Genomic DNA, 12,884 nt, shown 5'->3' on the forward strand with positions numbered 1-12,884 from the left:
GTCAAAACGGCGAAGGGTTTATAAGGCCCGTCGTCGCTGGCACCGAAGCGGTGCCACGCTACAGTTAGCAGGCTGCAAACAGCCCGCACGAATTTTCTAAAAGTACGCCGCAGGAGAGACTCGCAATGGCTCAGCAGGTGAGTGGTCGCCAACCTCGCTATAAACGCATTTTGCTCAAACTTAGCGGCGAGGCCCTGATGGGCTCGGAAGACTTCGGGATCGACCCGAAAGTGCTGGATCGCATGGCCCTCGAAGTTGGCCAGCTGGTAGGGATCGGTGTCCAGGTCGGCCTGGTGATCGGTGGTGGCAACTTGTTCCGCGGCGCCGCGCTCAGCGCAGCCGGCATGGATCGCGTCACCGGTGACCACATGGGCATGCTGGCTACCGTGATGAACGGCCTGGCCATGCGCGACGCGCTGGAGCGCTCGAACATCCCGGCCCTGGTCATGTCGGCCATTTCCATGGTCGGTGTCACCGATCATTACGATCGTCGCAAAGCTATTCGCCACCTCAACTCCGGGGATGTGGTAATTTTCTCCGCCGGTACCGGCAACCCGTTCTTCACCACCGACTCCGCCGCCTGCCTGCGCGCCATCGAAATCGATGCCGACGTGGTGCTGAAGGCGACCAAGGTCGATGGTGTGTACACTGCCGATCCATTCAAGGACCCGCATGCCGAGAAGTTCGATCACCTGACCTACGACGAGGTCCTGGATCGCAAGCTGGGTGTGATGGACCTGACCGCAATCTGCCTGTGCCGTGACCACAAGATGCCATTGCGGGTATTCAACATGAACAAGCCTGGCGCCCTGCTGAACATCGTGGTGGGTGGCGCTGAAGGTACTCTGATCGAGGAAGGCCAAGCATGATCAACGACATCAAGAAAGACGCGCAGGAGCGCATGGGCAAGTCTATCGAAGCCCTGGCTCGCAACCTCGCGGCAATCCGCACCGGTCGCGCCCACCCAAGCATCCTGGACAGCGTCAAGGTCACTGCCTGGGGTAGCGAGATGCCACTGAACCAGGTGGCCGCGATCACCGTCGAAGATGCCCGCACCCTGAAGATCGTCGCCCACGACAAGAACCTCAGTGCTGCCATCGAAAAGGCCATCCTCACCTCCGACCTGGGCCTGAACCCGTCCAGCGCCGGCACCACCATTCGTGTGCCGATGCCGGCCCTGACCGAGGAAACCCGCAAGGGCTACACCAAGCAGGCCAGCGGCGTTGCCGAGGATGCCAAGGTAGCCGTGCGCAACGTGCGCCGTGACGCTCTGGCCGACCTGAAGAAGCTGACCAAGGACAAGGAAATCAGCGAAGACGAAGAGCGTCGCGCCGCTGACGAGATCCAGAAGCTGACCGACAAGTACGTTGCCGAAGTCGATGCAGCCTTCAAAGCCAAGGAAAAGGACCTGATGGCCGTCTAAGGCCGGGGCTTTTTAATGGAAAAGACCAAGCCAGCGGCGCCGTCCTCGGTGCCGCGTCATGTCGCGATCATCATGGATGGCAACAACCGCTGGGCGAAAAAGCGCCTGTTGCCCGGCGTTGCCGGGCACAAGGCGGGTGTAGACGCCGTTCGCGCGGTCATCGAAGTCTGTGCCGAATCCGGGGTCGAGGTGCTGACCCTGTTCGCCTTCTCCAGCGAGAACTGGCAGCGTCCCGCCGAAGAGGTCGGTGCGCTGATGGAACTGTTCTTCTCGGCCCTGCGCCGCGAGGCCAAGCGCCTCAACGAGAACAACATCAGCCTGCGTATCATCGGTGACCGTTCGCGCTTCCATCCCGAGCTGCAGGCCGCCATGCGCGAGGCCGAGGCGCTCACCGCCGGCAACAACCGCTTCATCCTGCAGATCGCGGCCAACTACGGTGGCCAGTGGGACATCGCCCAGGCCGCCCAGCGGCTGGCGCGGGAGGTGCAAGCCGGGCACCTGCGCCCGGAAGACATCACCCCGGGCCTGCTGCAGACCTGCCTGGCAACCGGCGAGTTGCCGCTGCCGGACCTGTGCATCCGCACCGGTGGCGAGCACCGCATCAGCAACTTCCTGTTGTGGCAGCTGGCCTACGCCGAGCTGTACTTCTCCGACCTGTACTGGCCGGACTTCAAACACGAGGCCATGCGCAACGCCCTGGCCGATTTCGCTTCGCGCCAGCGCCGCTTCGGTAAGACCAGCGAGCAGGTCGAGGCTGGAGCTCGTGCTTAATGCTTAAACAACGCATCATTACCGCGCTGATCCTGCTGCCGATCGCGCTGGGTGGCTTCTTCCTGCTCAACGGTGGGGACTTCGCCCTGTTCATCGGCTTCGTGGTGACCCTCGGCGCCTGGGAGTGGGCGCGCCTGGCCGGGCTCATGGCCCAGCCGCTGCGCATCGCCTATGCCGTGGTCGTCGCCGGAGCGCTGATGCTGCTGTACATCCTTCCGGAGCTGGCGCCCTGGGTGCTGGGCGCTGCGGTGATCTGGTGGGGGTTGGCCACCTGGCTGGTGCTTACCTATCCACGTAGTAGCGAGCTGTGGGCCAGTGCAGCCTGCCGGTTGCTGATCGGCCTGCTGGTTTTGCTGCCGGCCTGGCAGGGTCTGGTGCTGCTCAAGCACTGGCCGCTGGGTAACTGGCTGATCCTGTCGGTCATGGTGCTGGTGTGGGCTGCCGATATTGGCGCGTACTTCTCCGGCCGTGCCTTCGGCAAGCGCAAGCTGGCGCCTCAGGTGAGCCCTGGCAAAAGCTGGGAAGGCGTGTATGGCGGCCTGGCGGTCAGCCTGGTGATTACCCTGGTGGTCGGCATCAGTCGCGACTGGGGCTTCGGCCAGATTCTGCTGGGCCTGCTGAGTGCAGCCCTGGTGGTCATGTCTTCGGTGGTCGGTGACCTGACCGAAAGCATGTTCAAGCGCCGTTCCGGCATCAAGGACAGCAGCAACCTGTTGCCTGGCCATGGTGGGGTACTCGATCGCATCGACAGCCTGACTGCGGCGATCCCGATTTTCGCCGTGCTGCTGTGGGCCGCCGAATGGGGTGTGATGTGAGCCGTCCGCAGCGTATTACCGTGCTCGGGGCCACCGGCTCCATCGGCCTGAGCACGCTGGATGTCATCGCGCGCCATCCCGACCGTTATCAGGTGTTCGCCCTGAGTGGCTATTCGCGTATCGACGAATTGCTTGCGCTGTGCGTGCGCCATCGGCCGACATTCGCCGTGGTACCGAATGCCGAGGCGGCCGCGCGACTGCGCGAAAGCCTGGTTGCGGCAGGTTGCGCCACCGAGGTGCTGGAAGGCGAGGCCGGGTTGTGCCAGGTGGCTTCTGCGTCGGAAGTGGACGCGGTGATGGCGTCCATCGTCGGCGCCGCCGGCCTGCGCCCCACCCTGGCGGCGGTCGAGGCGGGCAAGAAGGTGTTGCTGGCCAACAAGGAGGCGCTGGTGATGTCCGGCGCGCTGTTCATGGAGGCGGTGCGGCGCAGTGGTGCCGTGCTGCTGCCGATCGACAGCGAGCATAATGCGATCTTCCAGTGCATGCCCGGCGACTACGCGCGCGGCCTGAGTGCCGTCGGCGTGCGCCGGATCCTGCTTACTGCCTCCGGTGGCCCGTTCCGCGAGACGCCCGTCGAGGCGTTGCTGGACGTCACCCCGGAACAGGCCTGCGCGCACCCCAACTGGTCCATGGGGCGCAAGATTTCCGTGGATTCGGCCAGCATGATGAACAAGGGCCTGGAGCTGATCGAGGCCTGCTGGTTGTTCGATGCCGCACCGGCCAAGGTCGAGGTGGTAGTGCACCCGCAGAGCGTGATCCACTCCCTGGTGGATTATGTGGACGGTTCGGTGCTGGCGCAGTTGGGTAACCCGGACATGCGCACACCCATCGCCAACGCCCTGGCCTGGCCCGAGCGGATCGATTCCGGTGTGGCACCGCTGGACCTGTTCGCCATCGCCCGTCTGGACTTCCAGGCGCCCGACGAACAGCGCTTCCCTTGCCTGCGCCTGGCGCGGCAGGCTGCCGAGGCCGGCAACAGCGCACCGGCCGTGCTCAATGCGGCAAACGAGGTCGCAGTCGAGGCATTTCTCCAGCGGCGTATCCGCTTCCCGGAGATCGCGGGTATGATCGAACAGGTGCTCGATCAGGAGCCCGTCGTACCGCTGCCGTCGTTGGACGCGGTGTTCGCCGCCGACCAGCGTGCCCGGGAGCTTTCCCGTGAGTGGCTGAGGCGTCACGGTCGCTGATGCAGGCCCGCCACGGTTCACGAGGGGGCTGGGCATGATGCCAGCCCGCTGAACATCATTCGGAGATGGATATGACAGCGCTCTACATGATTATCGGCACCCTCGTAGCCTTGGGTGTACTGGTCACTTTCCATGAATTCGGCCACTTCTGGGTGGCACGCCGCTGCGGTGTCAAGGTGCTGCGCTTCTCGGTGGGCTTCGGCACGCCGCTGCTGCGCTGGCATGACCGCCATGGCACCGAGTTCGTGGTCGCGGCGATCCCGCTGGGTGGCTACGTCAAGATGCTCGACGAGCGCGAGGGGGACGTGCCGCCGGCGCTGATCGAGCAGTCGTTCAACCGCAAGTCCGTGCGCCAGCGCATCGCGATCGTCGCGGCGGGCCCGGTTGCCAACTTCCTGCTGGCCATCCTGTTCTTCTGGGTGCTGGCGATGCTGGGTACCCAGCAGATCCGCCCGGTGATCGGCGCGGTCGATGCGGGCAGCCTGGCAGCATCGGCAGGCCTGACCGCAGGTCAGGAAATCGTCTCCATCGACGGCAAGCCGACCAATGGTTGGTCTGCGGTCAACCTGCAACTGGTTCGCCGCCTGGGCGAGAGCGGCACCTTGCAGATTGGCGTGCGTGAAGAGGGCACCAGCGCCGAGCGCCAGCTGCAGGTGAAGCTGGACAGCTGGCTCAAGGGCGCCGACGAGCCGGACCCGATCCAGTCCCTTGGGCTGCACCCTTGGCGCCCGGCGATCTTGCCGGTGTTGGCCGAGATCGATCCGAAGGGGCCGGCTGCCGCTGCGGGCCTGAAAACCGGTGACAAGCTGCTGGCCCTCGATGGCGTGGCAGTGAGCGAATGGCAGCAGATGGTCGATGCCGTGCGGGCCCGCCCGCAAGCCAAGGTTCTTGTGCGTGTCGAGCGCGATGGTGCTGCGCTGGACGTCCCGGTCACCCTGGCGCGCAAGGGCGAGGGCAAGGCGGCCGGCGGCTATCTGGGCGCCGGGGTAAAAGGTGGCGAATGGCCTGCCAACATGCTTCGCGAAGTCAGCTACGGCCCGCTGGATGCGGTGAGTGAGGGCTTGTCACGCACCTGGAACATGAGCGTCCTGACCCTTGAATCGCTGAAGAAAATGCTGTTCGGGGAGCTCTCGGTAAAAAACTTGAGCGGACCGATAACCATTGCTAAAGTGGCGGGCGCTTCAGCCCAGTCCGGCGTGGGGGATTTCCTGAATTTCCTGGCCTACCTGAGCATAAGCCTGGGGGTTCTTAACCTGCTGCCCATCCCGGTTCTGGATGGGGGGCATTTGCTGTTTTACCTGGTCGAGTGGGTGCGCGGTCGTCCGCTGTCGGATCGGGTGCAAGGTTGGGGGGTCCAGATCGGTATCAGTTTGGTCATAGGGGTGATGTTGCTCGCCCTGATCAACGATCTGGGTCGACTATAAAGCTTCGCTCAATTGCGAAACCTGCCGTCTTGTCGCGGCGGGCTGTTTATTGCCAGTTGGAATAAAAGGACTTCATGAAACGTCTGCTGCTAACTGCGGTCATGTCCGCACTGATGATCGCTGAAGTTCACGCCGAGTCCTTCACCATCTCCGATATCCGCGTCAACGGCCTGCAGCGGGTTTCCGCCGGCAGTGTCTTCGGTGCCTTGCCGCTGAACGTCGGCGACCAGGCCGATGACCGCCGACTGGTGGAGTCGACCCGTTCCCTGTTCAAGACCGGCTTCTTCCAGGACATTCAGCTGAACCGCGATGGCAATGTCCTGATCATCAACGTGGTCGAACGCCCGTCGGTGTCGAGCATCGAGATCGAAGGCAACAAGGCCATCAGCACCGAAGACCTGATGAAAGGCCTGAAGCAATCCGGCCTGGCCGAAGGCGAGATCTTCCAGCGTGCCACCCTCGAAGGTGTGCGTAACGAACTGCAGCGCCAATACGTGGCCCAGGGCCGCTATTCGGCCGAGGTCGACGCCGAGGTGGTGCCGCAGCCGCGCAACCGCGTGGCGCTGAAGATCAAGATCAACGAAGGCACCGTCGCCGCCATTCAGCACATCAACATCGTTGGCAACAACGTGTTCGACGACGAGACCCTGGCGCAGCTGTTCGAGCTGAAGACCACCAACTGGCTGTCGTTCTTCAAGAACGACGACAAGTACGCCCGCGAAAAGCTCTCCGGTGACCTGGAGCGCCTGCGTTCCTACTACCTGGACCGCGGCTACATCAACATGGACATCGCCTCCACCCAGGTGTCCATCACGCCGGACAAGAAACACGTCTACATCACCGTCAATATCAACGAAGGCGAGAAGTACACCGTCCGTGACGTGAAGCTGTCCGGTGACCTGAAGGTGCCGGAAGATCAGGTCAAGTCGCTGCTGCTGGTGCAGCCTGGCCAGGTGTTCTCGCGCAAGGTGATGACCAGCACCTCCGAGCTGATCACCCGCCGCCTGGGTAACGAAGGCTACACCTTCGCCAACGTCAACGGTGTGCCGCAGCCGAACGATGAAGACCACACCGTCGACATCATGTTCGTGGTCGACCCGGGCAAGCGTGCCTACGTCAACCGCATCAACTACCGCGGCAACACCAAGACCGAAGACGAAGTGCTGCGTCGCGAAATGCGCCAGATGGAAGGCGGCTGGGCCTCGACCTACCTGATCGACCAGTCCAAGACCCGCCTGGAACGCCTGGGCTTCTTCAAGGAAGTGAACGTCGAGACCCCGCCGGTGCCGGGCACCGACGACCAGGTCGACGTCAACTACAGCGTCGAGGAACAGGCCTCCGGCTCGATCACCGCCAGCGTCGGTTTCGCCCAGAGCGCCGGCCTGATCCTCGGTGGTTCGATCAGCCAGAGCAACTTCCTCGGTACCGGTAACAAGGTATCCATCGGCCTGACCCGTTCGGAATACCAGACCCGCTACAACTTCGGCTTCGTTGACCCCTACTTCACTGCCGATGGCGTGAGCCTGGGTTACAACGCCTTCTACCGCAGCACCGACTACGACGACCTCGACGTCGACGTGGCCAGCTACGCGGTGGACAGCTACGGTGCAGGCGTCAGCCTCGGCTACCCGATCAGCGAGACCTCGCGCCTGACCTATGGCCTGAGCGTGCAGCAGGACAAGATCAAGACCGGCAAGTACACCGTTGACGAGATCTTCGATTTCCTCGAAGAGGAAGGCGACAGCTTCCTGAACTTCAAGGCCTCGATCGGCTGGTCGGAGTCGACCCTGAACAAAGGCGTGCTGGCGACCCGTGGTCACTCGCAAAGCCTGACCCTGGAATCCACCATTCCGGGCAGCGACCTGTCGTTCTTCAAGCTCGACTATCGCGGCCAGCTGTTCAAGCCGATTACCAACGACTACACCCTGCGCCTGCACACCGAGCTGGGCTATGGTGATGGTTACGGCAGCACCTCCGGCCTGCCGTTCTACGAGAACTATTTCGCGGGTGGCTTCAACTCCGTCCGTGGCTTCAAGGACAGCAGCCTGGGCCCACGCAGTACCCCAAGCCGCGGCGAGGCCAACGGTGGCAAGCCAGGCACCATCGCCGACCCGGACCAGGATCCGTTGCCGTTTGGTGGCAACGTGCTGGTACAAGGTGGTGTGGAGCTGCTGTTCCCGCTGCCATTCGTCAAGGATCAGCGTTCGCTGCGCACGTCCGTGTTCTGGGATGTGGGTAACGTGTTCGACACCAATTGCGGCAACCAGCCTGATTGCGAGAAGGTCGGTTTCTCGGGTATGGCCAGCTCGGTCGGCCTGGGCGTGACCTGGATCACCGCACTGGGCCCGCTGAGCTTCAGCCTGGCAATGCCGGTCAAGAAGCCGGACGATGCCGACACCCAGGTGTTCCAATTCTCTCTGGGCCAGACCTTCTGAGGTCGGCCCTCGCTTAATGACAACGGTTTATCCAGGAGTGCATCGTGCGTAAGTTGACCCAACTGGCCGTAGTGGCCGCGGCGCTTGTCGCCACCCCGGCTTTCGCCGAAATGAAGGTTGCCGTCCTGAACTATCAGATGGCCCTGCTGGAGTCGGACGCCGCCAAGAAATACGCGGTGGATGCCGAGAAGAAGTTCGGCCCGCAACTGACCAAGCTGAAAAGCCTGGAAAGCAGCGCCAAGGGCATCCAGGACCGTCTGATCAAGGGCGGCGACAAGATGCAGCAGCAGGAGCGCGAGCGCCTGGAACTCGAGTTCAAGCAGAAGGCCCGTGACTTCCAGTTCCAGTCCAAGGAACTGAACGAAGCCAAGGCCGTTGCTGACCGCGACATGCTCAAGCAACTGAAGCCGAAGCTGGATGGCGCTGTCGAGGAAGTGATCAAGAAGGGTGGTTACGACCTGGTCCTCGAGCGTGGCGCGGTCATCGATGTCAAGCCTCAGTACGACATCACCCGCCAGGTCATCGAGCGCATGAACCAAGCCCGTTGATATGACTGTGACCATGACGCTAGGCCAGTTGGCCGAGGCCCTCGGCGCCACTCTCAAGGGGCCCGAGGCGCTGCAGATTACCGGGCTGGCCACCTTGCAGGAGGCTGGCCCAGGTCAGTTGAGCTTCCTCGCCAACCCGCAGTACCGCAAGTTCCTGGATAGCAGCCAGGCGGCTGCGGTGCTGCTGAAGGCGGCGGACGCCGAAGGCTTTGCCGGCAATGCGCTGATCGTCGCCGACCCGTATCTGGCCTATGCGCGCATCTCCCACCTGTTCGACCCCAAACCCAAGGCTGTGGCGGGTATTCATCCCAGCGCCGTGGTGGCCGAGGACGCGCAGGTGGACGCCAGTGCCAGCATCGGGCCGTTCGCGGTCATCGAAAGCGGTGCGCGCATCGCGGCTAATGTCAGTGTGGGTGCACACTGTGTGGTCGGTGCCCGTTGCGTGATCGGTGAGGGCGGCTGGCTGGCCCCGAGGGTCACCCTGTACCATGATGTGACCATCGGCAAGCGTGTGGTCATCCAGTCAGGTGCCGTGATTGGCGGTGAAGGCTTCGGTTTTGCCAACGAGAAGGGCGTGTGGCGCAAAATTGCCCAGATCGGTGGTGTTACCATCGGCGACGACGTGGAAATCGGTGTCAACACTGCGGTCGATCGCGGGGCACTGTCGGATACGCGCATCGCTGATGGGGTCAAGCTCGACAACCAGATCCAGATCGCCCACAACGTGCAGATCGGTGAGCACACGGCCATGGCTGCCTGCGTCGGGATTTCCGGCAGCACGCGCATCGGCAAGCATTGCACCATTGCCGGAGGTGTCGGCATGGTGGGTCATATCGATGTCTGTGATAACGTTTTCGTGTCCGGGATGACCATGGTGACCCGTTCGATCACCGAACCGGGTGCCTATTCTTCCGGCACTGCCATGCAGCCACTGGCTGAATGGCGCAAGAGCGCCGCGCGTATCCGCCACCTGGACGACATGGCCAAGCGTCTCCAGCAGCTGGAAAAACGCGTCGATACCGTGACCTCAGGTGGCCAGCCGACATCAGAAGGCTGATACCATTCCCTGAGCAAGAGTGAACAGTCGCTAGCTGGCTCCTCTTTGGACTGCAAAAGGAGCGTGTGGTCAGCACCTGCGCTCCCTATTCTTATTACAGGCTTCCCCCCCGAAATGATGGACATCAACGAGATTCGCGAATACCTGCCTCACCGTTACCCGTTCCTGTTGGTGGACCGCGTGACGGAGCTGGACTACGAGGCCCAGAGCATTCGTGCCTACAAGAATGTCAGCATCAACGAGCCGTTCTTCAACGGCCATTTCCCGGCGCACCCGATCATGCCGGGCGTCCTGATCATCGAAGCCATGGCACAGGCCGCGGGTATCCTCGGTTTCAAGATGCTCGACGCCAAACCGGCCGATGGCACCCTGTACTACTTCGTCGGCTCCGACAAGCTGCGTTTCCGTCAGCCGGTACTGCCGGGTGACCAGCTTGTGCTGGAGGCGAAGTTCCTCAGCCGCAAGAGCATGATCTGGAAATTCGAGTGCCGCGCCCTGGTCGACGGCAAGCCGGTTTGCTCGGCAGAAATCACCTGTGCGGAACGCTCCCTATGAATTCGATTGATCCTCGGGCCATTATCGACCCCTCGGCCAGGCTGGCCGATGGTGTCGAGGTCGGCCCCTGGTCGATCATTGGCCCTGATGTGGAGATCGGGGAGGGCACCGTTATCGGCCCGCATGTTGTGCTCAAAGGGCCGACCCGCATCGGCAAGCACAACCGTATCTTTCAGTTTTCCTCGATCGGCGAAGACACCCCGGACCTCAAGTACAAGGGTGAGCCGACGCGCCTGGTGATCGGTGACCACAATGTGATCCGCGAAGGGGTGACCATTCACCGCGGTACCGTCCAGGACCGTTCGGAAACCACCGTCGGTGACCATAACCTGATCATGGCCTATGCCCACATCGGCCACGACAGCGTTATCGGCAACCACTGCATCCTGGTCAACAACACGGCCTTGGCCGGCCATGTGCACGTGGGGGATTGGGCGATCCTGTCCGGTTACACCCTGGTGCACCAGTACTGCCATATCGGTGCCCACGCGTTTTCCGGCATGGGCACGGCGATCGGCAAGGATGTCCCAGCCTTCGTCACCGTGTTCGGCAGCCCGGCCGAAGCCCGCAGCATGAACTTCGAAGGCATGCGCCGCCGGGGTTTCAGCGACGAGGTGATCCATGTGCTGCGCCGTTGCTACAAGATTGTCTATCGCCAGGGCCTGACCGTCGAAGACGCGCTCAAGGAGCTGGACGAACTGGCTGCGAAGCACCCTGAGGTCGATCTGTTCCGCCAGTCGATCGTGAACTCCGCCCGCGGCATCACCCGCTGACATGGCCCAGCTTTGCGTAGCCTTGGTCGCAGGTGAGGCCAGCGGCGATATTCTCGGTTCAGGCTTGATGCGTGCCATCAAGGCACGCCACCCCGATGTACGGTTCATCGGCGTTGGTGGTCCCTTGATGGAAACCGAAGGCCTGCAATCCTATTTCCCCATGGAGCGCCTGGCCGTCATGGGCCTGGTCGAAGTGCTGGGGCGCCTGCGCGAGCTGCTCAAGCGGCGCAAGCTGCTGATCGAGACCCTGATCGGCGAAAAGCCCGATGTGTTCATCGGCATCGATGCCCCCGACTTCACCCTCAACATCGAACTGAAACTGCGTCAGGCCGGGATCAAGACCGTGCACTACGTCAGCCCGTCGGTATGGGCCTGGCGGCAGAAGCGTGTGCTGAAGATTCGCGAAGGCTGCGACCTGATGCTGACGCTGTTGCCATTCGAGGCGCGGTTCTATGAAGAGCAGGGCGTGCCAGTGCGCTTCGTTGGCCACCCGTTGGCCGATACCATCCCGCTAGAAGCCGACCGTCCTGCGGCGCGTGCCGCGCTGGGCCTGGGCGAAGGGCCGGTAGTGGCGTTGATGCCGGGTAGCCGGGGCGGCGAAGTAGGGCGCCTGGGGGCACTGTTCCTGGATGCTGCCCAAAGGCTGCGCCAGCAGGTACCGGGCGTGCGTTTCGTACTGCCCTGTGCCAATGCCGCGCGGCGCGCCCAGGTCGAGCAGATGCTCGAAGGGCGTAAGCTGCCGCTGACCCTGCTCGATGGCCAGTCGCACCAGGCTTTGGCGGCCTGTGACGCGGTGCTGATCGCCTCGGGTACTGCCACCCTCGAAGCGCTGCTGTACAAGCGGCCGATGGTTGTGGCCTATCGCCTGGCGCCCCTGACCTACTGGATCCTCAAACGCCTGGTAAAGAGCCCCTACGTTTCGTTGCCGAACCTGCTGGCCCAGCGTGCGCTGGTACCCGAGCTGCTGCAGGATGACGCCACCAGCGAAGCACTGGCCAATACCCTGGCGCCGCTGGTAGCCGATGGCAGCCGGCAGACCGAAAGTTTCGACGAAATTCACCGCACCCTTCGCCGTGACGCCTCCAACCAGGCGGCCGAGGCGGTACTGGCCTTGCTCAAGGACCGCTGACATGCAAATTGGACTGGACTTCAACCTGGTCGAGGACCTGGTCGCGGGCGTCGACGAAGTGGGCCGTGGCCCGCTGTGCGGTGCAGTCGTGACCGCGGCGGTGATCCTCGACCCGGCGCGCCCGATCCTCGGCCTGAACGATTCGAAGAAACTCACCGAAGCCAAGCGCGAAGCGCTGTTCGACGAGATCTGCGAAAAGGCCTTGAGCTTCTGCATCGCGCGTGCCGAGGTCGAGGAAATCGACCGCCTGAACATCCTGCATGCGACCATGCTGGCCATGCAGCGCGCGGTGGAAGGCCTGCACATTACACCGAAGCTGGCCCTGATCGACGGTAACCGCTGCCCGAAACTGGCCGTACCGGCGTCGCCGGTAGTCAAGGGCGATAGCCAGGTGCCGGCCATCGCGGCGGCGTCGATCCTGGCCAAGGTGACCCGTGACCGGGAGATGAGCGCATTCGAGCTGATCTACCCGGGTTATGGCATTGGTGGGCACAAGGGGTACCCGACCCCGGTGCACCTCGAGGCGCTGGCACGGTTGGGGCCTACGCCCATTCATCGGCGCTCCTTTGCCCCGGTGCGGGCTGCGTGGGACGCACGTGAAGGCGTCACCGACTCCCTGATCTGACCTCTGGGGCCGCCTTGCGGCCCTTCGCGGGCACGCCCGCTCCCACAGGTATGGCGCCGTTCCCGAGGGCGATGATATTCCTCTGGGAGCGGGCGTGCCCGCGAAGGGCTGCGAAGCAGCCCCAAAAAACATCCCCATTTAC

Annotated in this window: 13 protein-coding genes; all 13 read left to right on the forward strand. The window is 63.1% G+C overall.

The genetic code is table 11. The features are described from left to right. Positions 1-125 precede the first annotated feature (125 nt). Positions 126-869: a UMP kinase gene (gene pyrH / locus GYA95_RS02070; RefSeq protein WP_003252294.1), complete on the forward strand. Its 744-nt coding sequence runs from the start codon at positions 126-128 to the stop codon at positions 867-869. Beyond that, on the forward strand, positions 866-1,423 hold the full coding sequence (gene frr, locus GYA95_RS02075) for a ribosome recycling factor (RefSeq protein WP_004375414.1): 558 nt from the start codon (positions 866-868) through the stop codon (positions 1,421-1,423). Before pyrH ends, frr begins: the two co-directional genes overlap by 4 nt. Positions 1,424-1,438: 15 nt before the next feature. Continuing rightward, positions 1,439-2,194, forward strand: coding sequence for a polyprenyl diphosphate synthase (gene uppS / locus GYA95_RS02080; protein ID WP_015269194.1), 756 nt, complete (start codon positions 1,439-1,441; stop codon positions 2,192-2,194). Further along, a complete protein-coding gene (locus tag GYA95_RS02085) occupies positions 2,194-3,009 on the forward strand; it encodes a phosphatidate cytidylyltransferase (RefSeq protein WP_013971253.1) in 816 nt (271 codons plus the stop codon). Before uppS ends, GYA95_RS02085 begins: the two co-directional genes overlap by 1 nt. Further along, on the forward strand, positions 3,006-4,196 hold the full coding sequence (ispC, locus tag GYA95_RS02090) for a 1-deoxy-D-xylulose-5-phosphate reductoisomerase (RefSeq protein WP_015269195.1): 1,191 nt from the start codon (positions 3,006-3,008) through the stop codon (positions 4,194-4,196). Before GYA95_RS02085 ends, ispC begins: the two co-directional genes overlap by 4 nt. 71 nt (positions 4,197-4,267) lie before the next feature. Further along, positions 4,268-5,620, forward strand: a complete 1,353-nt coding sequence (gene rseP, locus GYA95_RS02095; RefSeq protein WP_015269196.1) for an RIP metalloprotease RseP — start codon at positions 4,268-4,270, stop codon at positions 5,618-5,620. Positions 5,621-5,694: 74 nt separating this feature from the next. Further along, a complete protein-coding gene (bamA, locus tag GYA95_RS02100; RefSeq protein WP_013971256.1) occupies positions 5,695-8,055 on the forward strand; it encodes an outer membrane protein assembly factor BamA in 2,361 nt (786 codons plus the stop codon). A gap of 44 nt (positions 8,056-8,099) precedes the next feature. Next, positions 8,100-8,603, forward strand: coding sequence for an OmpH/Skp family outer membrane protein (locus GYA95_RS02105; RefSeq protein WP_015269197.1), 504 nt, complete (start codon positions 8,100-8,102; stop codon positions 8,601-8,603). A 1-nt stretch (position 8,604) separates the two neighbouring features. After that, positions 8,605-9,660, forward strand: a complete 1,056-nt coding sequence (lpxD, locus tag GYA95_RS02110; protein ID WP_013971258.1) for a UDP-3-O-(3-hydroxymyristoyl)glucosamine N-acyltransferase — start codon at positions 8,605-8,607, stop codon at positions 9,658-9,660. Between the two features lie 114 nt (positions 9,661-9,774). Then, on the forward strand, positions 9,775-10,215 hold the full coding sequence (gene fabZ / locus GYA95_RS02115; RefSeq protein ID WP_004375427.1) for a 3-hydroxyacyl-ACP dehydratase FabZ: 441 nt from the start codon (positions 9,775-9,777) through the stop codon (positions 10,213-10,215). Further along, the gene (gene lpxA / locus GYA95_RS02120) at positions 10,212-10,988 is read left to right on the forward strand and encodes an acyl-ACP--UDP-N-acetylglucosamine O-acyltransferase (protein WP_015269198.1); all 777 of its coding nucleotides are present in this window, start codon (positions 10,212-10,214) and stop codon (positions 10,986-10,988) included. Before fabZ ends, lpxA begins: the two co-directional genes overlap by 4 nt. Position 10,989: 1 nt before the next feature. Continuing rightward, on the forward strand, positions 10,990-12,117 hold the full coding sequence (gene lpxB / locus GYA95_RS02125; RefSeq protein WP_161551232.1) for a lipid-A-disaccharide synthase: 1,128 nt from the start codon (positions 10,990-10,992) through the stop codon (positions 12,115-12,117). A 1-nt stretch (position 12,118) separates the two neighbouring features. Beyond that, positions 12,119-12,742 carry a ribonuclease HII gene (rnhB, locus tag GYA95_RS02130; protein WP_013971261.1) on the forward strand — a complete coding sequence of 208 codons (624 nt, stop codon included), beginning with the start codon at positions 12,119-12,121 and terminating at the stop codon, positions 12,740-12,742. Positions 12,743-12,884: the final 142 nt, after the last annotated feature.

It is taken from the genome of Pseudomonas asiatica, from assembly GCF_009932335.1.
Taxonomy (GTDB): Bacteria; Pseudomonadota; Gammaproteobacteria; order Pseudomonadales; family Pseudomonadaceae; genus Aquipseudomonas; species Aquipseudomonas asiatica.

What these genes read in the sequence shown, in the direction of transcription:
- rnhB (WP_013971261.1), top strand. Translation starts at nt 12,119, where the DNA reads ATGCAAATTGGACTGGACTTCAACCTGGTCGAGGACCTGGTCGCGGGC.
- fabZ (WP_004375427.1), top strand. Translation starts at nt 9,775, where the DNA reads ATGATGGACATCAACGAGATTCGCGAATACCTGCCTCACCGTTACCCG.
- pyrH (WP_003252294.1), top strand. Translation starts at nt 126, where the DNA reads ATGGCTCAGCAGGTGAGTGGTCGCCAACCTCGCTATAAACGCATTTTG.
- rseP (WP_015269196.1), top strand. Translation starts at nt 4,268, where the DNA reads ATGACAGCGCTCTACATGATTATCGGCACCCTCGTAGCCTTGGGTGTA.
- lpxB (WP_161551232.1), top strand. Translation starts at nt 10,990, where the DNA reads ATGGCCCAGCTTTGCGTAGCCTTGGTCGCAGGTGAGGCCAGCGGCGAT.
- GYA95_RS02085 (WP_013971253.1), top strand. Translation starts at nt 2,194, where the DNA reads ATGCTTAAACAACGCATCATTACCGCGCTGATCCTGCTGCCGATCGCG.
- uppS (WP_015269194.1), top strand. Translation starts at nt 1,439, where the DNA reads ATGGAAAAGACCAAGCCAGCGGCGCCGTCCTCGGTGCCGCGTCATGTC.
- lpxA (WP_015269198.1), top strand. Translation starts at nt 10,212, where the DNA reads ATGAATTCGATTGATCCTCGGGCCATTATCGACCCCTCGGCCAGGCTG.
- lpxD (WP_013971258.1), top strand. Translation starts at nt 8,605, where the DNA reads ATGACTGTGACCATGACGCTAGGCCAGTTGGCCGAGGCCCTCGGCGCC.
- frr (WP_004375414.1), top strand. Translation starts at nt 866, where the DNA reads ATGATCAACGACATCAAGAAAGACGCGCAGGAGCGCATGGGCAAGTCT.
- bamA (WP_013971256.1), top strand. Translation starts at nt 5,695, where the DNA reads ATGAAACGTCTGCTGCTAACTGCGGTCATGTCCGCACTGATGATCGCT.